The following is a 19963-nucleotide window of genomic DNA, read 5'->3' as shown; positions in this document are numbered from 1 at the left end:
GGAGAGGGCGGTAGCGAGGGGGAACGAGGGCGGTAGGGAGGGTGGAACGAGGACGGTGACGGCCTGGTGGCGGAGGGGTACGGAATCCGTTCCGTACCCGTCCTCCATTGATCACGTGCAGGCCCGGTTCCTGACATGCGCGTCGGGGACGCTTCTGAGAGCCATCCAGCACAGGAGCGTCCATGCCGAACCGTGTTCCCTTCCCACGGGCCCGCCACCTTCTCGCCGGCACGCTCACGATCCTCAGCGCCCTCACGGTCGTGACGGCGCCCGCCCAAGCCGCGCCGTCGCCGCCTGGCCCGCCGCCCACGCCGCCCGGTTTCGTTCCGCGGACCGACCCGCTCCCGGCCGAGCTGCTTCCGATGATGGCGAGCCCCGCCAAGCCAGGCGGCAACGCCGAAGGGGTCGTCATCGGCGGTGACCAGGGCGGCCACCGGGTCGTCGTCATGAACGCCCGGCCCCGGACGTGGTCGGCCGAGACGGCCAAGTGGACGTGGACGCCGACCGCCGGGAACGGCTTCGGCGATGTCGCGCACGCCTGGAGCCTTCCGTCCGACGTACGGGTCCGTACGGCCAAGGGCAAGGTGTACGTGCTGTCGGCCGATTCCAAGGGATTCCTCGGAGCGGTGCAGTACCCGTCCGGCAAGCGCCTATGGGCGACCGACGCGGGTGCCCCCAACAATCCGCATGCCACGGAGCTGCTGCCCGACGGCAACGTCGCCGCGGCTGCGAGTACGGGTGGCTGGATCCGGGTGTACACCGCCTCCCAGGGCAAGTCGTCGTCCTCGTACACCGAGTTCAAGCTCAAGGGCGGTCACGGAGTCCTGTGGGACCCGGCGGGCAAGGTGCTCTGGGCCATCGGCGACGACCACCTGGTGTCGCTCAAGGTGGGCGGTACCGCGAGCAAGCCCACTCTCACGGAAGCGAGCCGGGTGGCCCTGCCGACCCAGGGCGGGCATGACCTGGCTCCCGTGTACGGCAACCGCGGCCGGCTCTGGATCACGACCAACTACGGCGTGTACCAGTACGCGAAGTCCAAGAAGTCGTTCACGACCTCGTACCGGCACTCCGGCGACGTCGACCTGCCGATCGTGAAGGCCGTCGGCAACAACCCGGCCACCGGGCAGGTCGTACTGACCCGTCCCAGGACCGGGTGCGCGACGACATGGTGTACCGACACCGCCGAGTTCTTCGGGACCGGTGCCATGGACGCGACGCGCACGCTGCCCGGCGCGCAGTTCTACAAGATCCGCTGGTTCGTCCCGGCGTACCAGTGACCCGTCCGGCGTACCAGTGACCCGTCCGGCCTACCAGTAACGCGGCATAGGTAGAGGTGACCGTCAGGGGCGCGGGCCTCTGACGGTCGCTCGCCGCGGGTACTCCAGAGTCGCCGCGTCAGAGCCGCCGCGTCAGAGCTTCTTCGCGGTCTGGACGGTCTTGGCGAGGGCCTCCAGGATCGGCGCGCAGCCCGCGTACGAGAAGACCGGCTCGGGGTTCCAGCCGATGACCTGCCGGGCCTTGACGGCGGGCAGGTCGCGCCAGGCCGGCTTGGCGGCCAGGTCATCGGGCTGCAGCGCCTGGGTGCGGCTGTCGAGCATGATCAGGTCGGCCGGGTACTTGCCGGCGTTCTCCCAGCTCAGCTCCTCGAAGTAGCCGTCCTTGCTCAGCTTCTTCGGGTCGATCAGCTCGACGCCGAGCTCCTTGAAGTAGGTGAGGTCGGAGTTCTTGGCCGGGCTGGAGGCGTAGAACAGGTCCGGGCTGCCGGACGCGGCCAGCACCTTGAGCCCGCCGTTGGCCTTGGCGGCGGCGCTCAGCGTCTGCGCGGCCTTCTCGAAGCGGGCCTTGTCCTGGGCGACCTTGGCCGACTTGGGGTCGGCGCCGAGGGCGACGGCCAGCTCGGCGTAGCGCTGGAGCGGCTTGGGCAGCGCGCTCGCGCCGACCGAGACGGCCAGCCCGGGCGCCAGCGCGTAGATCTTGTCCTTGCTCTCGGCCGGGACGTAGAACAGCTCGCCCTGGACGAACATGTTGTCGATCAGCAGCTCGGGACGCAGCGCCGCGTACTTCTCCAGGTTGAACTCGCCGTAGGCGTTGCCGATGATCGTCAGCTTGTCCACCGGCAGCGAGCCGGCCTGCGGGTCGGGACTGCCGTCCTTGCGCTTGGCCGGGCCGTAGACGCCGACGATCTGGTCGGTGATGCCGTAGTCGTACAGCGCGGCACCGGAGCCGACATAGGTGACGATCCGCTGCGGCCGGGCCTTGAGGCTGATCTTCTGCCCGCGGTCGTCGGTGAACGTCCAGGCCCCGCCGCCCGAGGCGGTCGCCTTGCCGTCGCCGCCACCGCCGCACGCGCTGATCAGCGCGCCGAGCGCGACGGCGCCGCCGCCGGCCAGCAGGCCGCGGCGGGAGAGCTGGGAGGCCCGGGAAATCGACATGGGTGTTCCGTCCTGCCTTGCGAAGATGATCCTTTGTGGTGGCTTAGGTTAACCTAACCTAAGTCCCTGCCCTGAGGGCCCCGTCCAGAGGCCCTGTCCAGAAGCCCTGTCCAGAGGGTCCAGTCCAGAGACCGGCGTCGTCCCTCCTGAGAGAGCCGCGCCGGCAGCCCCCGGAGTCCGTAGGTGTCACTCACGAAATCCCCGCGCGCATCGGCCCCGCCAGGGGTTCCCGCGGGTCGCGCGGGCTCCGGCCGGCGTCTCGGCCGGGCCGCCGGCCTGCTCGCCGCGCTGGTCCTGCTGGCGGTCGTCGTCCTGCTGAGCCTGGCGGTCGGTGCCCGGCAGCTGTCGCCGGGCGAAGCCTGGAACGGTCTATTCGACGCCGGGTCCGCGAACTACACCGTCGTGCACGACATGCGGCTGCCGCGTACCGTGCTCGGTCTCCTGGTGGGAGCGGCCCTCGGCCTGGCCGGCGGCGTCATGCAGTCGCTGACCCGCAACCCGCTCGCCGACCCCGGCATCCTCGGGATCAACGCCGGCGCGGCGGCGGCCGTGGTCTCGGCGATCTCGTTCCTCGGGATCAGCTCGTTCACCGGCTACGTGTGGTTCGCCTTCGCGGGCGCCGGCGCGGTCGCGGTGCTGCTGTACGCGGTCGGCGGCGGCCGCGGCGCGACCCCGGCCCGGCTCGCGCTGGCGGGCGCGGCGCTCAACGCCGCGCTCTACTCCTACGTCAACGCGGTCCAGCTCCTGGACACCGCGTCGCTGGACCGGATGCGCTTCTGGACGGTCGGCTCGCTGGCCTCGGCCCAGACGAGCACGATCGTGCGGGTACTGCCGTTCATCGCGGTGGGCGTGCTGCTGTCGCTCGCGCTGGCCCGCCCCCTGAACGCGCTGTCCATGGGCGAGGACGCGGCGCGCGCGCTCGGCTCCGGGCCCGGCCGTACCCGCGCGGTCTCGATCGTCGCGGTCACGCTGCTGTGCGGTGCCGCCACCGCCGCGTGCGGCCCGATCGTGTTCGTCGGCCTGATGGTGCCGCACCTGGTGCGCGCGCTGACCGGGCCGGACCTGCGCTGGGTGCTCCCGTACGCGGCCGTCCTGGCACCCGCGCTGATGCTGGGCGCCGACGTCATCGGACGGGTGATCGCCCGTCCCTCCGAGATCCAGGTGGGAGTCGTGACCGTGATCCTGGGCGGCCCGCTGTTCCTGTGGCTCGTCCGCAGCCGCCGGGTGGCCGCTTCATGAAACGCAGCCGCCTCATGAAGCGCACCCCCTCGCGAAAGGCGGCAGCCGCGTGAAGCGCCTCATGAACGCTCCCGACATGAGCCGCGACCTGGTCATCCGTACCGCCGGCGGCTTCTCGCTGCGCTGGCCCCCGCGCGGCTTCGCGGTCGCCCTGGCCTGCCTGCTGGTCGCGTTCGCGGTGAGCGTGCTGTCCATCGGCGGCGGCGACTACCCGATGAGCCCCGGCGTCGTGCTGCGGACACTGCTGGGCGATGGCGGGACCGCCGAGACGTTCATCGTGCACGAGCTGCGGCTGCCCCGGGTCGCGACCGCGCTGCTGGTCGGCGCCGCGCTCGGGCTGGGCGGGGCGCTGTTCCAGTCGCTGTCGCGCAACCCGCTGGGCAGCCCCGACATCCTCGGCTTCACCCAGGGGGCCGCGGCCGGAGTGCTCACCATGATCGTGCTGTTCGGCGGCGGCGGCCTGGCGGTCGCGGCCGGATCGGTCGGCGGCGGGCTGCTGACCGGCGTGGTCATGATCGCCATCACCGGCCGGAACGGCGCGCACGGTACCCGGCTGGTCCTGGTCGGGATCGGCCTCGCCGCCATCCTCACCGGGGTGAACGGCTACCTGATCACCCGGGCGCAGATCACCGAGGCGGCCCGGGCCGTGCTGTGGCTGACCGGCAGCCTGGACGGGCGCGACTTCGGCGACTCCGCGCCGCTGCTGATCGCGATGGCCGTGCTGGTCCCGCTCGTGCTCGCGTTCGGCCGGCAGCTGCGGATGCTGGAGATGGGCGACGACGCCGCGAACGCGCTCGGCGTACCGATCGGGCGGACCCGGCTGATCCTGCTGGCCGCGGCGGTGCTGCTGGTCTCGTTCGCGGCGGCCGCGGCGGGGCCGGTGGCGTTCGTCGCGCTGACCGCGCCGCAACTCGCCCGCAGGCTGACCCGGACGACCGGGCCCAACCTGTTGCCCTCGCTGTTCATGGGGGCGGCGCTGATGATCGCCGCCGACTTCGCCGGGCAGCGGCTGTTCCCCGGCCACCAGCTGCCGGTGGGCGTGGTGACCGGACTGCTGGGCGGCGCCTACCTGGTCTGGCTCCTGGCCACCCAGCGCAAGTCGGGACGCATCTGAACGAGGCTGAGTTCTGAGTGAGGAAGGCGGGCTCAGAACGGATGGTTGCGGTGCCGGTCGGCGTCCATCCTGGCCCAGGCCTCGTCCCAGAGGCCGTCGCGGTAACGGTCGCAGCGGCGGCGTACCAGCAGGTAGATCGCCAGGATCGGCGTCCCGGCCCCGAGCACGGCGGCGAACGCGGCGTACACCGCGTCGGTCACGGTCCGGCTGTGCGGCCGTGGCTGTACGGCCGGATCGCCTTGCCGGTCGACCCAGATCCGCTTCTTCTGGCCGGGTTCGGCGTCCTTCCAGCCGGGCAGCGTGCCGGTCCGCGTCTTGGCCGCGTCCTGGCCGGATCCCGCTTCCGGGCGCGGCCAGTTGGCCTGGACGGTCTCGTGGACGTAGTGGTCGCCGGACGAGCCGACCCCGGTGGCCACGACGGTGGCGACGACCTGGTGCCGCTCGGCGCGTTCGGTCCGTTCGACCCGCATCCCGCCGTCGTAGGCCAGCCCCGCCGCCCAGACGGCGGCGGGCGTGGCGATCACCGCGAGCAGCAGGAGCAGGCCGAGCGCGATCCAGCGCTGCACCCGGTCGATCGGCCGGCGCAGTCGGTTGCGCTCCAGGCCGAGCCGCCGCCGGAGCTTGCGCCGCGGCCAGGGGCGCCCCGCCATGGGACGCCGACCACCCTCGCCGCCCATCCTCGTCACCTCCCGGGGAGCGCATGTCCGCCGTACTCCCGGTATGAGGCCCTTGCCTTCTCCATCCAGAATATTCCTCGTTGCGCCATCCGGACAGCTCAGCCGTCCAGACAGCTCAGCCGTCCAGACAACACAGCCGTCCGGAAAGCACAGCGGGATTTCGGGGTCTAGGGCTTGTCTCGCAGCGGCCTCAGCCACCGCGCGAGCGCGCTACCTGGCCGGTGAGGCAAAGCCGAAGGCGAGCCTCACCGGCCAGATCGCGAAGCGATGCCGCGCTCGCCCAAGAACCGGTCACGGTGCGAGCCGCTAGGCGAGCACCGTGGGCCGGGGCTTAATGAATGGAGAGCAGCTCGGAGATGCCTCCCTGGACGCCCTTGGCCAGCACTTCGAGATCGGGCATGGCGTCGAAGTCGCCGTTCACGCCGAAATGCAGCGTGCCGCAGTACGACACGATCGCCGTCGCCGCCCGGATGCCGCCCGTGAGCGGTACGTACGGGTGGATCGCCAGTGCCTTGCGGCCCAGTACGTACAGCGGGACGGGTGGTCCTGGAACGTTGGTCGTGACGGTCTGCACGATGTCCTGGCGCAGCCGTACCGGGATACGGGCCCCCAGCGACAGCAGCGCGGGTGCCACGGCGGTGTCGGTGAGGCGGGTGATGGTCTGGGCGCCCGCCGCCTGGTGGCTGCGCTTGAGGTCGTCGGTCTGCTCGCGGATCAGGCGCAGCCGTTCCAGCGGGTCGGCGACGCCCGCCGGGAGGTTCACGAACACCGCCGCGACCCGGTTGTTCAGCTCGCCGCGCTCGCCGGTGGTCCGGACCGACACCGGGACGGCCGAGCGCACGATCGTCCCGGGACCCAGGGCGCCGCGGGCGTTCAGCAGGTCGCGGTAGCCGGCGGTCACGGCGGCGAGCACGATGTCGTTCACGGTGCCGCCGGAGGCCGCGCGGATGGTTTTGACGTCGGCGAGTGGGACGTCCTGCCAGCACCAGCGGCGATGCGGGCCGATCGGGCCGTTCAGGCTGCCCGCTGAGGGGCGGGTGAAGCGGGCGGTGGTACGCGACAGGCCCAGCGCGAACGAGCCGAGCTGCCGGGCGTTGCGGACGATCCCGGCGCTGCGCGCGATGTCGCCGAACTGCTTTACGGGCTGGGTCACGCTCCGCCGGCCCGCGTCGAGCAGCAGGCCGGCGGGGGAGGGGTACGGCTCGGGCTCCCATGCGGCGGGCTCGCCCGGGATCTCATGCTCGGGAGACATGTCGAACATGACGGTCATCAGGTCCATCCCGGCGACGCCGTCGATCATGCAGTGGTGCACCTTGGCGATCATCGCCCAGCGGCCGTCCGCCAGCCCTTCGACCAGCCACACCTCCCACAACGGCTTGCCGGGGTCCAGCCGCTGGGCGAGCACCCGCCCGGCCAGGTTGCGCAGCTGCTCGCCGGTGCCCGGGGCGGGCAGCGCGGCGTGCCGTACGTGATAGAGGATCTGGAAGTGCGGGTCGTCGGCCCAGACGGGCCGGCCCAGGTTCAGCGGTACGGAGTGGACGCGCTGCCGGTAGCGCGGTACGAGGGGGAGCCGGGAGACCGTCTGGCGGACCAGATCGCCGTAGGAGGGGGCCGGGCCCTCGAAGACGATCACCGAGGCCACATGCAGGGGGGTGTTCTCGTCCTCCAGCAGGTAGAAGCTGGCGTCCAGTCCGCTCATCCGTTGCACGGCCACACCATCCTTGTCGCGGGGTCCCTCAGTGCGGGGCCTTCGTCGCGGGGTCGGGCCGACTCGCCGCGTCGGCTCAGTCCTCTTAATGAACTCGGACCTCTGACTCGGGCCCTGACTCAGCTTCACGGTTATTCGTCTTGACAGGGGGGCCGGTTCCGGTCAGCGCGCCCGGCGAGCCGGTAAGGACCGTCCGGTCCGGCCTGGTCAGGCGTCCTTGGCGCGCTCTACCAGCTCGTCGAAGCCGGCCCGGATCCCGGCGGCGAGCACGTCCAGATCCGGCATCCCGTCGAAGTCGCCGGTGAGCCCGAACGTCAGCCGCCCCTCGTACGAGAAGACCGCGACCCCGGCCCGCACGCCCAGCGCCAGCGGGACGAACGGGTAGAGCCCGACGAGCTTGCGGCCGAGCACGTACAGGGGGAACGGCGGTCCCGGCACGTTGGTCACCACGGTCTGCACCAGCGGCTGGGTCTGGCTCAGCGCGTACCGCGAGCCCAGCGCCATCAGTGTCGGCGCGAACCCGGCCAGCTTCGCCAGCGCCTCCCCGCCCGCCGCCTGATGGGTCCGCTTCACCTCGTTCATCTGGCTGCGGATCTTGAACAGCCGGCGGCGCGGGTCCGCCTCGCCCACCGGCAGGTTCACCAGCACGCCCGAAACCCGGTTGCGGACATCGCCGCGCTCGGCCTCGGCCCGTACCGACACCGGGACGAGCGTCCGTACCCGGGTGCCCGGCTCCAGCTCGCCGCGCCCGTCCAGGACGTCCCGGAACCCCCGGGTGACGGCGGCCAGGATCACGTCGTTGACCGTCCCGCCGAACGCCTTGCGCACCTGCCGGATCTCGTCCAGGTCCGCGTGCGTCCACATCCAGCGGCGATGCGGGCCGATCGGGCCGTTCAGGGAGCCGGTGGTGGGACGGGCCAGCCGTTCCAGCGCCTTGGGCAGCTCGATCCCGAGCCCGCGCAGCGTCTGCGGGCTGGTCATGCGGCGGGCCAGGCCCGGTAGCCCCGCCACGCCGCGCAGGGGCGCGGCCACCACGCCGCGCGCCGTACCGGCCAGCAGCGACACGCCGGACGGGGCGGGCTCGGCGGGCGGGAGCTCGGTCGACTCCGGTGGTCTCACGTCCGGGGTGATGTCGAACAGCGCCGTCATCAGGTCAACACCGCCGACCCCGTCGACGACGCAGTGGTGGACCTTGGTGATGGCCGCCCAGCAGCCGTTCTCCAGCCCCTCGACCAGCCAGATCTCCCACAGCGGCTTGTCGGGGTCCAGTCGCTGCGACAGCACCCGCCCGGCCAGGTTGCGCAGCTCCTCGGGCCGTCCCGGCGCCGGTACGGCCGTATGCCGTACGTGGTACAGGATGTTGAAGTGCGGGTCGTCCACCCAGACCGGTCTGCCGAGATGCAGCGGTACGGTCCGGACCCGCTGCCGGTAGCGCGGTATCCCCGCCAGCTTGCCCAGGACCGCCCGGACGATCTCCCCGTACGACGGCGCCGGTCCCTCGAAGACCGTCACCGACGCGATGTGCAGGGGAGTATCGGGGGATTCCGCGAAGTAGAACCCGGCGTCCAGCCCGCTCAGCCGCTCCCAGCCGCCGCCGGTTCCTGGGCTACTCGTTCCCGGGGTACCCGTCCCGGGGGTGTCCGTTCCGCCGCCTGTCGCCATGGCGCATCGTCCGTTCTCACCGAGGAAGGTTCGTCTGGGCCTTCCCGGCGATGCCCCGCCCAATCGGACAAGATGACAATTGTCCTCAAGCGGCGGGGCCTCAAGTGGCGGGGCCTCAAGTGGCGGCGGGCTGGCGAGCGGGGCCTCAGGCGGCGACGGTGCTGTCCGTGCAGCGGTGGCTGTCTTCGGCGGCCATGCGTTCGCGGACGAACGCGCCCACCTCGTGCAGCGCCGCCAGCCCCTCGGGGACCAGGTCGGCGAAGACCTGGAAGACGTGCATCTGCCCTTCCCAGACCTGGAGCCGGCACGGTACGCCCGCCTCGGCCAGCCGCCGCGCCATCAGTTCGGCGTCGGGGAGCAGCATCTCGGTCGACCCGACCTGGATCAGGACCGGCGGGAGTCCCGCCAGGCCGCCGTTCACCGGCGACAGCAGCGGGTCGAGCGGGCCCTCGGCGCCCGCGAGCAGTTCGGCCAGCCGCTGCACGCGCCGTGCCGGAAGGTAGGCGTCCAGGGCTGCGTTGGCGTGCGCGACCTTGGCGGTGTGGTCCAGATCGGTCAGCGGTGCCAGCGCGACGATCCCGGCCGGGGACGGCAGTCCCTCCTCCATCGCCCGCAGGATGGCCGCGAACGCAAGGAAGCCGCCCGCCGAGTCACCTGCCACGACGATCCGTTCCGGCGGGATGCCGTCGTCCAGCAGCCGCCGGTACGCGGCGACGCAGTCGGCGACCGACACCGCCAGCGGTACGGCCGGAAGCCGCCGGTAGGCGACCGAGAGCACCGGTGCCCCGGACGCCGCCGAGATCCTGGCGATCATCCGGCGATGGGTGCGCAGCCCGCAGGAGAAGAACCCGCCGCCGTGGAAGTAGAGCACCGCACGGCCGTCCTCGGCGCCCGGCGCCCGGACCCACTCGGCGGGGAAGTCGGTGAAGTCCAGCCGTTCCACGGCGGCCCAGCGCGGGGCCGGCAGCGCCAGCGGGGCGGCGAGGTCGATGGCGAACGCCGGCCGGAGCCCGCGCGGGCTGAGCGGCCAGTGCGACAGCACCGGGCCGATCGTCATCCGCAGCCCGCGGGCGGTCAGCCGGGACCGCAAAGTCGTACCGGGACGCGACTCCACCAGCGGTTCCATCGGGCCTCCCAGCGGACCGGACCGTACTGACCTAGCGGTCACTTCGGCTCGGATCAACCTCGCACCAGGGTGGATCATGTGTCAAGAAGGGACGGTTGAGAACGCTGTTGCGCCACAAAAGGGCGGCCGTCCCTTGTCAGACATGGATAGAAAAGGCGAGCGCCAGAAAGGGCGGGCGCCAGACGGGGCAGGCGACCGAAAGGGCGCGCGGGATCGTGCGGGGAGGGAGCGAGCCCGGTCAGCTCGTGGTGATCCGTTCGGCGGGTGCCGCCGGGCTGTCCTCGTCCCGGCCGCGGGCCTCCGCCGCCAGCGCCAGCACCGCGCCCAGCGCGCAGAGCGCGGCGGTGATCCAGAAGATCTCCCGGTACTCGGTGCGCAGCGCGTCCTGGAGGGCGGTCTGGTACGCGGCCAACTCGCGCTGGAACTGCGCGGCCGGCTTCAGGAACGGCAGCGGCGTCTTCAGGTCCGCGGTCAGCGCGTGGAAGCGGTAGAACCCCCAGGCCGACAGCGCGGAGATCCCGAGCAGCATCCCCATCATCCGGGCCACGACCACCGCCGCCGAGGCCACCCCGTGCCGGGCCGCCGGAACGGCGCGCAGCACCGCCGACGAGACCGGCGCGATCACCAGTCCGAGCCCCAGCCCGGTCACGATCAGGTCCACGTCCATCCGGGGCAGCGGACCGTACGAGGCGCTCGCCAGGTCCGCGGGCCAGCCCGCGATCAGCAGGTAGCCGATCGCCGAGATCGCCATCCCCGCGGCCATCGGCCACCGCTCGCCCACCCGCCGGGCCAGCAGCCCGCCCAGGACGGCTGCGATCGGCAGCGCCACCAGGAACCGCGTCAGCAGCAGCGCGCCCTCGATCGAGTCCTTGCCCAGCAGCGTCTGCGCGACCAGGACCACGTCCACCAGCGTGACCATCAGCGCCGCCCCGGACAGCAGGCTCACGCCCAGCGTCGCCAGCAGCGGCCCGCGCCGTACGCCGGACAGGTCCAGCAGCTTGGTGCGCGCCCTCGTCTCCCACAGCACGAACAGCAGCAGGACGGCGAATCCCGCCGCCACCACGGGAAGGCCCCAGGGCGGCAGGGCCGACTCCTCCGGCTCGGGGTTGTAGAGGCCGCCGACCAGCAGCCCGAGCCCGGCCGCCAGCAGCAGCCCGCCGGCCCAGTCGACGCCGGGCCGCCCGGCGCCGTCCTGCCCGTCCTGGCCGGGGGGCCGGCCGCCGGGGACCGACACCTGTACCGCGATCATCGCCAGCGCGGTCAGTGGCAGGTTGATCCAGAAGACCATCCGCCAGTCGTCCAGCAGCGCGACGATCGCGACCCCGTACAGCGGGCCGAGCACGCTGCCCAGCTCCTGCGCGGCGCCCACGGCGCCCAGGACGACCGACCGGCGCCGCTCGTCCCAGAGATCACCGGCCAGGGCCATCGTCACCGGCAGCAGCGCGCCGCCCGCGATGCCCTGCACGACCCGTCCGGCCGTCAGGACCGGGACATCCTGCGCCAGGGCCGTGACCACCGAGCCGACCGCGAAGAACACCAGGCACGCCTGCAGTAGCACCCGGCGCCCGAACCGGTCCGACAGCTGGCCCAGCAGCGGCATCGCCGCCACGTACCCCAGCAGGAAGCCGGTCAGGACGGGCGTCACCCGCTCCAGCCGGTTGATCGGGATCCGCAGATCCTCGACGATCGGGATCAGGATCGTGGTGACGACGTAGGCGTCCAGGGCGGCCAGCAGCACCACCGCGCCGCCGGCCCCGATCGCGACCCGGCGGTGGCTCACGCCGGTGCTTTGATCTTGTACGGGGCGTTGAACTCGGTGAACGTGATGATGACCGAGCCGCTCTGGCCGCCGGCCGCCGCCGGGATCTCGCCCTTGACCTTGAGCAGCCGGTGGTCGGTGGCGCTCACCCAGATCTGGCCGGAGACGTCGGTGGTGATGCCCGGGACCAGCCCGCCGATCGCGTCGCCCGGCAGCGTGGCGCGGATCCGGTGCGCCTCCTTGCCACCGACCTTCTCGGTGGCCTCGGCCTTGGGCGCGGTCGCCTTCTTCAGCAGGGCCGAGATGCCGCGCTGGGGATCGAGCACGGCCGACGGGTCGTACATCGTCGCCGCGACCGCCTTGGGATAGCGCTGCCATCCGCCGGTCGGGCCCTTGATGAAGACGCCGTCCCCGGCCGCGATGAGCTTCATCTCGACCGTCTGGCCGGACTGCTCGAGCATGATCGTCCCGTCGGCGTCGCCGCCGCGCAGCAGCTTCAGGTCGCCGCCCCGTACCGGTACGGCGGGCTTGCCCTCGCTGGCCAGCGTCAGCCCCACGCTCTTGAGATCGGCCATCGCCGTCGCGGCCTTCTGGAGCGTCTGCGTCGCGTCGAAGGCCGGCGCGGCGGCGGGCGGCTTGGCGTCGCCGTTCCCGTTCCCGTCGCCGCTGCCGCCCGAGCAGCCGCTCACCGCGAGGGCGGCGGACAGGATCGGGATGAACAGCACATGACGACCGCGCAGTCTGGACATAGGCGGACCCTACCGACCGGTCACCCGCCCCGTCACTCGGTACCGGGTATGACATCGCGTCCCCCGTGCGGCTGAGCCTGCCTTTCCCGGTGGCCCGCGAGCGAGCGCCGCCGCTAGGATGGCTCCCGGCGTGGCAGGGATCACCGGACCACCGGATCTCCGGCCCGCACGCCCGGGGCGGTAGCTCAGCTGGTTAGAGCAGGAGACTCATAATCTCTGGGTCGCGGGTTCGAGTCCCGCCCGCCCTACCGGAGACGCCCGCCCCGTTCCCCTGGGGCGAGGCCTCGGTCTGGGCGAGGCCTCACTCCTTCGGGACGATTCGGTGCTTTGGGTCGATTCTTGTTTGGGGCGCTTCAGTCCTTCGGGTCGAGGCGGAGCAGCTGGACCTGGCCGATCGCGACGTTGCGGCCGCGGTCGTCGGCGATGACCACATCCCACAGGTAGCGGCCGTCGTCGTCCGAGCCCAGGGTGGCCGTGATGGTCAGCGTGCCTTCGGTCGTCGCCCGGAGGAACTGCGTGCGGTTGCTGATCCCGACCACTTGGCGGTCCAGCCCGGCGCGCAGTGACGCGCCCACGCTGGCGGTGACCTCGATGGCCGAGCAGTAGACCCCGCCGTGCACGATGCCGTGCGCCTGCAGCAGTTCGGGCTTGACGGGAAGGACCGCCTCGACGCGGACCTCGTCGGCGTGGGTGAGCCGCAGTCCGATGAGCCGGTCGAACGGCCCGGGCGATTCACCGAGGATCTCGCGGATGTCGGGGGACGGGTTCATGGTGCTCCTCTCCGGTCCCGGCATGATGCCCGATGAGTGCTCGGCGCCGGTGGTCGGGGGAGCGGTGGCCGGGGGAGCGGTGGTCGGGGGGCGATGGCCGGGGGTCGCGGGGACAGGAATGCGCAGCCCGCTGACACGCGCCTTTTTGTCAAGAATGTGTGATGTCACATTCGCGGCATGAACGAATTGGTTGGATTCACTGGCGCGACGGCTATTCCGCTGCACGGGGCGCGGTGATACTGAGGGCCCCGTCTCGTCCGCTGGAGGACATCCATGCGTTTTTCCCGTGCCGCGTCGACCGCCGTGGGCGTACTGGCCCTCGCCGCGGCCTCCCTGCTCCCCGTCCCTACCGTAGCCGCTGCTCCCGCCGCCGCGGGTGAATATGTCGCGATGGGCGACTCCTATTCGTCCGGCAGCGGCGCCGGTGATTACATTGATCAGGCATGCACCCGCAGCGCCAATTCGTTCCCCGCGAAATGGGCCGAGGCGAACGCGCCCGCGTCATTCAAGTTCGTGGCGTGCGGCGGCGCGCAGATCCCCGATGTGCGCAGCGGGCAGCTGTCGGCGCTGAGCGCGGACACCGAGCTGGTGAGCATCAGCATCGGCGGCAACGACTCCGGTTTCGCCTCGACGATGATCGTCTGCCAGCTGTTCAGCGCGCGCTGGTGCCGGTCGGTCCTGGAGAACGGCCGCGAGTTCATCGAGGAGGAGCTTCCGGGACGGCTGGACACCCTGTACGGCGAGATCCGGTCCCGCGCGCCCCAGGCCAAGGTCGTCGTGCTGGGCTACCCGTACCTCTACAAGGAGGGCGGCACCTGTACCGGTTCCGGCTCGCTCAGCGCCGAGAAGCGCTCGCTGATCAACGACGGCTCGGACGGCCTGAACGAGGCCATCAAGGCCCGCGCCGAGGCCGCCGGATTCACCTTCGCCGACGCGCGACCGGCGTTCGCCGGCCACGAGGTCTGCACCACCGATCCCTGGATCGACGGCGGCAACGTCCACCCGAACGCCGAGGGGCACCTGAAGGGTTACCTCCCGGCCCTGACGGCGGCCGCGGGCTCCTGACCCCTGCCCGCCCCTGCCCCGCCCGCCTCTGACGTCCACCGTCCGGCCTGGAGCCGCCGCCTATGCGGGCCAGGCCGGGCGGCGCTTCTCCAGGAAGGCGTTCATGCCCTCCTGCGCCTCCGGCGTCTGGCTGGAGGCGGCCATCACCTCGATGGCGTACGTGTAGGCGTCCTGCTCGGGACGGTCGAGCTGCGCGTACATGGCCTGCTTGCCGAGGGCCTTGCTGCGGGCGCTGCCGCGGGTGGCCCGTTCGAGAAGCTCGCGGGTGGCCTTCTCCAGCTCCCCGTCCGGTACGGCGTAGTTGATCAGGCCCCACTCGGCTGCCGTACGGGCACTGACGATGTCACCCGTAAGCGCCATTTCCATGGCGCGCTTGCGGCCGACGCCGCGGGAGATCGGGACCATCGGCGTGTGGCAGAACCAGCCGCCCTTGCCGCCCGGCGCGGCGAAGCCCGCGCTCTCGGCGGCCACCGCCAGATCGCAGCTCGCGACCAGCTGGCAGCCCGCCGCCGTGGCCAGCGCGTGCACCCGCGCCACCACGACCTGCGGTACGGACTGGATCGTCCGCATGAGATCGGCGCAGGTCAGCAGCAGGCTCCGGGCGTCCGCGTGCGATGCCCCGGCCATGTCGGCGAAGTCGTGCCCGGCGGAGAACACCGGCCCCTCCGCGGCCAGGACGATGCCGAGCGCGTCGGTACGACCGGCCTCGCGGAAGGCCTCGGTCAACTCGAGAAGGAAGTCGCGGGAGAGCGCATTGCGCCGTCGCGGGCGGTTCATCGTGATCGTGGTGAAGGGGCCGCCGTCGCGCTCGGTGAGGACATCACTCATGCCCACCCCCGTACCCGCCGTCAGGTTGTCGGACCCGCGTCGTACCGTAGGCGTGTCGACGGACGCGCCAAGGGGGTACGGCCTTGAAGCTGCTCACCGCCACCAACGTTTCCCAGGGTTTGCGCGGCAACGACTTCGCCTTGTGCGTTGAGGGCGAGCTCGTGCACATAGGCGTGGTCTGCCCGCGCGACGACGGCGACCCCGACGGAGGGTGCGGTTGCGCGCGCTCGTTCGCCGGGCTCAACTCGCACCGCGCCACCACGACGGCGATGGTCCGCGAGGTGCCCGGATTCACCGAGGACGACTACGTGCTGGCGATCCGCTCCAGCCTGGAGCAGCAGGGCTGCGATCCGTCGTTCGCCGAGCACGAGGCCGCGCTGCTGCGCTGCCTGGTGCGCGACTGGCCGGTGGGGGTGGTCGTCGAGCGCCGGCTGCACGAGATCGTCGTCCGCCAGGTCGTCCAGCCCTGAGACCCCGACCAGCGCTGAGACCCGACCAGCCCTGAGACCCGAACCTCAAGGGGCCGGCGGCTCAGTGGCCCAGCGGCTCAGCGGCCCAGCCAGCCGCGGATCTCGTCGTCGGTGCGCGGCAGCAGGCACCACAGCGCCTCCTCCGCCGACGAGCACAGCGGGACCTCCTCGTGCATCCGCAGGATGCGGAACATCTTCGCCTGGAACGGGCGCATCCCCACCAGCGCGATCCCGGTGCCGCACTCCAGCCCGCGGCGGGCCGTCGCCGCGACCGTGCGCAGCCCCTCCGCGTCGAAGAACGAGACCCCGGAGACCTCCAGCACCAGGGGCCGTTCCGAGACCAGATCGCGCAGCCGGCCCTTGACCGAGGGGGCCGAGAGCAGGTCCATCTCGCCGGCGAGCAGCACGTCGGTATGCCGGTCGCCCTCAACGACCACCATGTCGACGGCGGTGTCCTTCATGGCGTCCTCACTCTGGGCTCCCAGGAGCCCGTGTCTGGCCGGACCCGTGTCTGGCCGGTGCCGTGTCCGGCCGGAGCCCGATGTCCACGGTGACCCGATGCTCGCCGTGACCGATGTCCGCCGAGACCCGATGTCCGCCGAGACCCGATGTCCTGCGTGATCCGATGTCCGCGGTGACGCGGTGGCGCGATGATGCGTTGACGCAGTGGCACGGCGCCACGGTGTCACGGCGACACGAATACACAGTGACACGGATCTGGCGGTGACACGAAAGCATCGCGCGTACGCGCAACGTTGCCAACCCTCCGGCCGGTGATTCCCTCTCCGCTCAAGTGATGCAGGACTCAAGTGAAGCAGGACTTCACGCCGCCGTCACCGCCCCGCGAGAACGCGCGCAGCCGCTGGGCGGCGGATCCGTGGTCGCCGGGCCGCGTCCACGGCACGTCGTCACCGATCACCCGGAACCCGCGGACGATCTCCTCCGCGTCGCCCGGCTCGAACGCCAGCGTCCCGTCCGCGGCCGCCCCGTACAGCGCCGCCCCCGCGAGGCAGTCGGCCTGCAGTTCGGCCGCCGCCGACACCAGCCCGCGCCGCAGCCGGTTCTGGACGGCGTGGCCCCACTCGTGCGCGATGACCAGGTAGACCCAGGAGTCGCCCCGCGCGTAGCCGGTACGCATCAGGGTGACGTCCCAGGCCAGGAAGTCGGCGGAGGGACAGTACGCGGCGTTGTCCGGCTCCAGCCGCTCGTTCGCGCACACGGGCGCGCCGGCCGGGTCGCGCCCGTCGTACAGCCCGCGCACGGTCGGCCGCCGGTAGTCGCCGGTGAACAGCTCCTGCCAGTGCGTGCGCCAGAACCCGTCCACGACCGATTCGGCGGTCCGCAGATCCGCCGCGAACTCGGCCTCGCCGGGCGTGCCCGTACCGCCGTCCGGTGTGGCCCGCGCCTGGGGCGAGGGGCGGGCCGGGGGAGGGGCCTCGGCCGTGGCACGCGGCTGGTCCTGGGGCGGAGCCGCGCTGATGAGGGGGTCACCGAAGTCCATGGCCGCGAGATCGCAGCCGCCCGTCGCGGCGAGCGCGACGCCGAGGACCAGGGCGGCCAGGGACCGCAATCCGTTCCGTGTCGCCGTCATATCCGGGTGTACGCGGCCGCGCCGCCGCGCGCCTCAGCGGGCCGCCGCCCGATCCTCCGGAGGTCCCCACTGCTGCTGTGTGTGATGAATCGCTCACCCAGCGCGCATGGATTGGTTATCGTGAGGGACAAAGCACGATTCCTGGAGGAACCGCATGCCCGGACTACCCCTCGCCGCCTGGGCGTACGTCTGCGGAGTCGTCGCGCTGGCGGCGGGGCTCATCGCGACGTCGTCGTACGAGGGGATGGCCTGGCCGACCCTCGTCGTCCTTGCCCTGCTGTTCCTGGTCTGCGACTCCTCCCCGGCGCTGCTGAACGTGGAGCGTGCCAGGGTGTCGCTGAGTTTCGCGGCGAGCCTGGCCTCGGCGGTGCTGCTGGGCCCCGCGGGCGCCGCGCTGGTCGGGGCGTGCGCGATCGTCAACGCGCAGCGCTCGATCTCCCCGGTGAAGCGCCTGTTCAACGGCGCGCAGTTCGCGCTGGGCGGCTACGGCGCCGGGGTCGTGTTCGACCTGCTCGGCGGCGACCGGTTCCGGGCCGGTGAGGTCGGCTGGGTGCTGAACGTGATCGGCCCGTTCTTGGCCGCGCAGGTGACGTTCATGCTGGTCAACCTGCTGCTGGTGGCGGGCATCCTGCTGCTGAGCAAGCAGGCGACGCCGTGCGAGCTGCTGGGCGACTGCGGGCAGCTGGCGTTCGGCTGCCTGGGGTACGGGATGTTCGGCCTGCTGATCGCGGGGCTGTGGTCCTCGGTGGGCCCGTACGCGGCGGTGATGGTGGCGCTGCCGCTGTTCGTGGCCCGATGGGCTCTGGAGCAGTCCCGCGCCAAGCAGCAGGCGTACGCGGCGACGCTGGCGGCGTTGTGCCAGGCGGTGGAGACCAAGGACTACTACACCCGGGGGCACTCCGAGCGGGTGTCGCGCGGCTCGGTCATGATCGCTCGTGAGATCGGGATGCGCTCGGACCGGGTGGAGGCCATCCGGTACGCCGGGATGCTGCACGACGTCGGCAAGCTCGGCGTCCCGACCAAGACCCTGCAGAAGAACGGCCCGCTGACCGACGAGGAGTTCGCCGCGATCCAGCTGCATCCGATGCGCGGGCTGGAGATCGTCCGGGACATCGGGTTCCTGGACGAGGCGCTGGAGGGGATCATGCACCACCACGAGAAGATGAACGGCCGCGGCTACCCGATGGGCCTGGTCGGCGACGAGATCCCCGAGTTCGCGCGGGTCATCTCCGTCGCCGACGCGTTCGACACGATGACCTCCACCCGCTCGTACCGTGCCGCCCGCACGATCGACGAGGCGGTGGCGGAGCTGCGCGACTGCGCCGGCGACCACTTCGACCCCGACATGGTGGCGGCGTTCCTGCGGGCCCTCGGCGCCCACGGCTGGGAATTGCCCGGTGCCGTCTCGGTACCCGACGACGGCGTCGCGGAGGTGGCGCAGCGTGACCACGACGACCCGACCAGCCCGATCGAGGTCAGCTGAACGCGCCCGCGGCCGCCCGGCCCCGCGGTCGGCCGAATCCCGTGGTCGATCGAGCCCATGGTTGATTCAGCCCATGGTTGATCGGCCCTGTACCGGGCGGTGAGATCTTCGTAACCTGTCAGTCCCCGGTTACAGAGCCGTCTTCTGGGAGGCTGCGGTGGACAGGTCCGCGGTGGTGGCCAAGACCGTCGTGTCCCTGCGGCGTGAGGCGGAACGGGTCGTGGATCTGGTGGTGGACCGGATCGTCGCGGAGATCCCGTCCTATGCCGCCGTCCCGCGCGACCGGCTGCGGCCCGGTGTGGCCGCCAGCGTGCACGACGGGATCGAGTTCCTGGTCGACGGCGAGCGGCTGCCGGTGACGGCGGACGCGGCCGCGGTGGGCGCCGACCGGGCCGAACGCGGCATCCCGGTCGAGGATGTGATGCATGCCTACCGCATCGGCGTCCGTACGGTCTGGGAACGCTTCGCCCGCGAGGCGCGCCGCAACGACGCCGACCCCGGCGAGGTCCTCCAGCTGGCCGAGCGCGTGTGGGAGTGGGCCGACGGGGTGATGGTCCGGGCCGCCCGCGAGCATCGCCGGGTCGACCTGGAGACCGCGCTGGACGCCCAGCAGCGGCGCGGGGCGTTCATCCGGGCCCTGCTGTCGGGCACGCTCGACCGTGCCGGGCTGCATCTGCAGGCGGCCGCGTTCGGGCTCAACGCCGATCGCGAGTACGTCCCGTTCCGTGCCAGGGGCGGTGGTGACGCCCGCGGCATCGTCACGGCCCTGGTGCCCTACTTCCCGCACACGAGCCCGCCCGTGACGCTGCTGGACGGCGACGTGGCGGGCCTGCTCGCCCGCCGTCCCGGCGAGCGCGTCCCGGGCGACGTGGTGGTCGGCATCGGCCCTTCGGTCCGTCCCGCCGACGCGGTGGACGCGTTCGACCGGGCCTCCCGCGCGCTCGACACCGCCGCACGTTTCGGGCTGAGCGGCGTGTACGACCTGTCGGACCTGGGGCTGCGTTCCGCGGTCGTCACCGAGGACGAGGTCGGGACGCTGCTGTACGAGCGCTACCTGGCCCCCGTGCAGGACCTGCCCGACATCGAACGCACGGTGGTCACGTACCTCTCGGGCGGCATGCACGTCGAGGACGCGGCACGCACGCTGTTCATCCACCCCAACACGTTACGCAACCGCCTGCGCCGCTTCGAGGAGGTCACCGGCGCCGACCTCCGCGACCACGCGACCCTCGCCGAGCTCTGGTGGGCCCTCGCCTACCAGAGCCTCGGCGACCACCCCCCTCGTGGGGG

Annotated in this window: 18 protein-coding genes and 1 tRNA gene; 8 read left to right on the top strand and 11 right to left on the bottom strand. The window is 71.9% G+C overall.

Translation table 11 applies throughout. From position 1 onward, the window contains the following. The first annotated feature begins 182 nt into the window (after window positions 1–182). A complete protein-coding gene (locus ACH34Q_RS44635; protein WP_395989323.1) occupies window positions 183–1277 on the top strand; it encodes a DUF6528 family protein in 1095 nt (364 codons plus the stop codon). Between the two features lie 132 nt (window positions 1278–1409). Here the strand turns inward: ACH34Q_RS44635 and ACH34Q_RS44630 are convergent, their stop codons facing one another. Further along, window positions 1410–2432 carry an ABC transporter substrate-binding protein gene (locus ACH34Q_RS44630; RefSeq protein WP_395989322.1) on the bottom strand — a complete coding sequence of 341 codons (1023 nt, stop codon included), beginning with the start codon at window positions 2430–2432 and terminating at the stop codon, window positions 1410–1412. Between the two features lie 183 nt (window positions 2433–2615). Here ACH34Q_RS44630 and ACH34Q_RS44625 point away from each other — a divergent pair, with 183 nt between their 5' ends. After that, window positions 2616–3671 (top strand): FecCD family ABC transporter permease, encoded by a 1056-nt coding sequence (locus ACH34Q_RS44625; protein ID WP_395989321.1) that lies wholly within the window; start codon window positions 2616–2618, stop codon window positions 3669–3671. Between the two features lie 61 nt (window positions 3672–3732). Beyond that, the gene (locus tag ACH34Q_RS44620) at window positions 3733–4785 is read left to right on the top strand and encodes a FecCD family ABC transporter permease (protein ID WP_395989320.1); all 1053 of its coding nucleotides are present in this window, start codon (window positions 3733–3735) and stop codon (window positions 4783–4785) included. 32 nt (window positions 4786–4817) lie between these two features. Here ACH34Q_RS44620 and ACH34Q_RS44615 read toward each other — a convergent pair whose 3' ends face one another. The 6 genes from ACH34Q_RS44615 to ACH34Q_RS44590 all read right to left on the bottom strand — a co-directional run bounded on the left by ACH34Q_RS44615 (window position 4818) and on the right by ACH34Q_RS44590 (window position 12466). Continuing rightward, window positions 4818–5435 (bottom strand): hypothetical protein, encoded by a 618-nt coding sequence (locus tag ACH34Q_RS44615; protein ID WP_395989319.1) that lies wholly within the window; start codon window positions 5433–5435, stop codon window positions 4818–4820. 358 nt (window positions 5436–5793) lie between these two features. Next, window positions 5794–7161: a wax ester/triacylglycerol synthase family O-acyltransferase gene (locus tag ACH34Q_RS44610; RefSeq protein WP_395989318.1), complete on the bottom strand. Its 1368-nt coding sequence runs from the start codon at window positions 7159–7161 to the stop codon at window positions 5794–5796. A gap of 216 nt (window positions 7162–7377) precedes the next feature. Then, entirely contained in the window at window positions 7378–8832 is a 1455-nt protein-coding gene (locus ACH34Q_RS44605; RefSeq protein WP_395989317.1) for a wax ester/triacylglycerol synthase family O-acyltransferase, read from the bottom strand. 145 nt (window positions 8833–8977) lie between these two features. After that, window positions 8978–9958: an alpha/beta hydrolase gene (locus tag ACH34Q_RS44600; protein WP_395989316.1), complete on the bottom strand. Its 981-nt coding sequence runs from the start codon at window positions 9956–9958 to the stop codon at window positions 8978–8980. 238 nt (window positions 9959–10196) lie between these two features. Continuing rightward, entirely contained in the window at window positions 10197–11738 is a 1542-nt protein-coding gene (locus ACH34Q_RS44595) for an MFS transporter (protein WP_395989315.1), read from the bottom strand. Continuing rightward, the gene (locus ACH34Q_RS44590) at window positions 11735–12466 is read right to left on the bottom strand and encodes an LppX_LprAFG lipoprotein (protein WP_395989314.1); all 732 of its coding nucleotides are present in this window, start codon (window positions 12464–12466) and stop codon (window positions 11735–11737) included. Before ACH34Q_RS44590 ends, ACH34Q_RS44595 begins: the two co-directional genes overlap by 4 nt. Before the next feature lie 174 nt (window positions 12467–12640). Between ACH34Q_RS44590 and ACH34Q_RS44585 the strand changes: the two genes are divergently transcribed. Further along, a tRNA-Ile gene (locus ACH34Q_RS44585) sits at window positions 12641–12714 on the top strand. A 105-nt stretch (window positions 12715–12819) separates the two neighbouring features. Here the strand turns inward: ACH34Q_RS44585 and ACH34Q_RS44580 are convergent. After that, a complete protein-coding gene (locus ACH34Q_RS44580) occupies window positions 12820–13236 on the bottom strand; it encodes a PaaI family thioesterase (protein ID WP_395989313.1) in 417 nt (138 codons plus the stop codon). 273 nt (window positions 13237–13509) lie between these two features. Between ACH34Q_RS44580 and ACH34Q_RS44575 the strand changes: the two genes are divergently transcribed. Beyond that, the gene (locus ACH34Q_RS44575) at window positions 13510–14301 is read left to right on the top strand and encodes an SGNH/GDSL hydrolase family protein (protein ID WP_395989312.1); all 792 of its coding nucleotides are present in this window, start codon (window positions 13510–13512) and stop codon (window positions 14299–14301) included. Between the two features lie 60 nt (window positions 14302–14361). Here the strand turns inward: ACH34Q_RS44575 and ACH34Q_RS44570 are convergent, their stop codons facing one another. Next, window positions 14362–15129, bottom strand: coding sequence for an enoyl-CoA hydratase-related protein (locus ACH34Q_RS44570; protein WP_395989311.1), 768 nt, complete (start codon window positions 15127–15129; stop codon window positions 14362–14364). Window positions 15130–15212: 83 nt separating this feature from the next. Between ACH34Q_RS44570 and ACH34Q_RS44565 the strand changes: the two genes are divergently transcribed. After that, on the top strand, window positions 15213–15599 hold the full coding sequence (locus ACH34Q_RS44565) for a hypothetical protein (protein ID WP_395989310.1): 387 nt from the start codon (window positions 15213–15215) through the stop codon (window positions 15597–15599). A gap of 77 nt (window positions 15600–15676) precedes the next feature. Here the strand turns inward: ACH34Q_RS44565 and ACH34Q_RS44560 are convergent, their stop codons facing one another. Both ACH34Q_RS44560 and ACH34Q_RS44555 read right to left on the bottom strand, forming a co-directional pair. Next, window positions 15677–16060, bottom strand: a complete 384-nt coding sequence (locus ACH34Q_RS44560) for an STAS domain-containing protein (protein WP_395989309.1) — start codon at window positions 16058–16060, stop codon at window positions 15677–15679. A gap of 344 nt (window positions 16061–16404) precedes the next feature. Beyond that, the gene (locus ACH34Q_RS44555; protein WP_395989308.1) at window positions 16405–17190 is read right to left on the bottom strand and encodes a neutral zinc metallopeptidase; all 786 of its coding nucleotides are present in this window, start codon (window positions 17188–17190) and stop codon (window positions 16405–16407) included. Between the two features lie 154 nt (window positions 17191–17344). Here ACH34Q_RS44555 and ACH34Q_RS44550 point away from each other — a divergent pair, with 154 nt between their 5' ends. Together ACH34Q_RS44550 and ACH34Q_RS44545 are read left to right on the top strand one after the other, a co-directional pair. After that, window positions 17345–18673 carry an HD-GYP domain-containing protein gene (locus tag ACH34Q_RS44550; RefSeq protein WP_395989307.1) on the top strand — a complete coding sequence of 443 codons (1329 nt, stop codon included), beginning with the start codon at window positions 17345–17347 and terminating at the stop codon, window positions 18671–18673. A gap of 157 nt (window positions 18674–18830) precedes the next feature. Further along, window positions 18831–19963, top strand: a 1133-nt coding sequence (locus tag ACH34Q_RS44545) for a PucR family transcriptional regulator (protein ID WP_395989306.1), incomplete at its 3' end; no start/stop codon positions are given.

It is taken from the genome of Actinomadura sp. 9N407, assembly GCF_044326315.1.
Classification (GTDB): Bacteria; Actinomycetota; Actinomycetes; order Streptosporangiales; family Streptosporangiaceae; genus Spirillospora.
Note: the sequence above shows the minus strand (reverse complement) of the source record. Positions and strands in the feature narration are given on the sequence as shown.

Excerpts from the sequence above, each read along its gene's own strand:
- ACH34Q_RS44605 (WP_395989317.1), bottom strand. The coding sequence starts at position 8,832 with ATGGCGACAGGCGGCGGAACGGACACCCCCGGGACGGGTACCCCGGGA.
- ACH34Q_RS44550 (WP_395989307.1), top strand. The coding sequence starts at position 17,345 with ATGCCCGGACTACCCCTCGCCGCCTGGGCGTACGTCTGCGGAGTCGTC.
- ACH34Q_RS44630 (WP_395989322.1), bottom strand. The coding sequence starts at position 2,432 with ATGTCGATTTCCCGGGCCTCCCAGCTCTCCCGCCGCGGCCTGCTGGCC.
- ACH34Q_RS44570 (WP_395989311.1), bottom strand. The coding sequence starts at position 15,129 with ATGAGTGATGTCCTCACCGAGCGCGACGGCGGCCCCTTCACCACGATC.
- ACH34Q_RS44580 (WP_395989313.1), bottom strand. The coding sequence starts at position 13,236 with ATGAACCCGTCCCCCGACATCCGCGAGATCCTCGGTGAATCGCCCGGG.
- ACH34Q_RS44615 (WP_395989319.1), bottom strand. The coding sequence starts at position 5,435 with ATGGCGGGGCGCCCCTGGCCGCGGCGCAAGCTCCGGCGGCGGCTCGGC.
- ACH34Q_RS44555 (WP_395989308.1), bottom strand. The coding sequence starts at position 17,190 with ATGACGGCGACACGGAACGGATTGCGGTCCCTGGCCGCCCTGGTCCTC.
- ACH34Q_RS44560 (WP_395989309.1), bottom strand. The coding sequence starts at position 16,060 with ATGAAGGACACCGCCGTCGACATGGTGGTCGTTGAGGGCGACCGGCAT.
- ACH34Q_RS44635 (WP_395989323.1), top strand. The coding sequence starts at position 183 with ATGCCGAACCGTGTTCCCTTCCCACGGGCCCGCCACCTTCTCGCCGGC.
- ACH34Q_RS44590 (WP_395989314.1), bottom strand. The coding sequence starts at position 12,466 with ATGTCCAGACTGCGCGGTCGTCATGTGCTGTTCATCCCGATCCTGTCC.
- ACH34Q_RS44600 (WP_395989316.1), bottom strand. The coding sequence starts at position 9,958 with ATGGAACCGCTGGTGGAGTCGCGTCCCGGTACGACTTTGCGGTCCCGG.
- ACH34Q_RS44575 (WP_395989312.1), top strand. The coding sequence starts at position 13,510 with ATGCGTTTTTCCCGTGCCGCGTCGACCGCCGTGGGCGTACTGGCCCTC.
- ACH34Q_RS44610 (WP_395989318.1), bottom strand. The coding sequence starts at position 7,161 with ATGAGCGGACTGGACGCCAGCTTCTACCTGCTGGAGGACGAGAACACC.
- ACH34Q_RS44620 (WP_395989320.1), top strand. The coding sequence starts at position 3,733 with ATGAACGCTCCCGACATGAGCCGCGACCTGGTCATCCGTACCGCCGGC.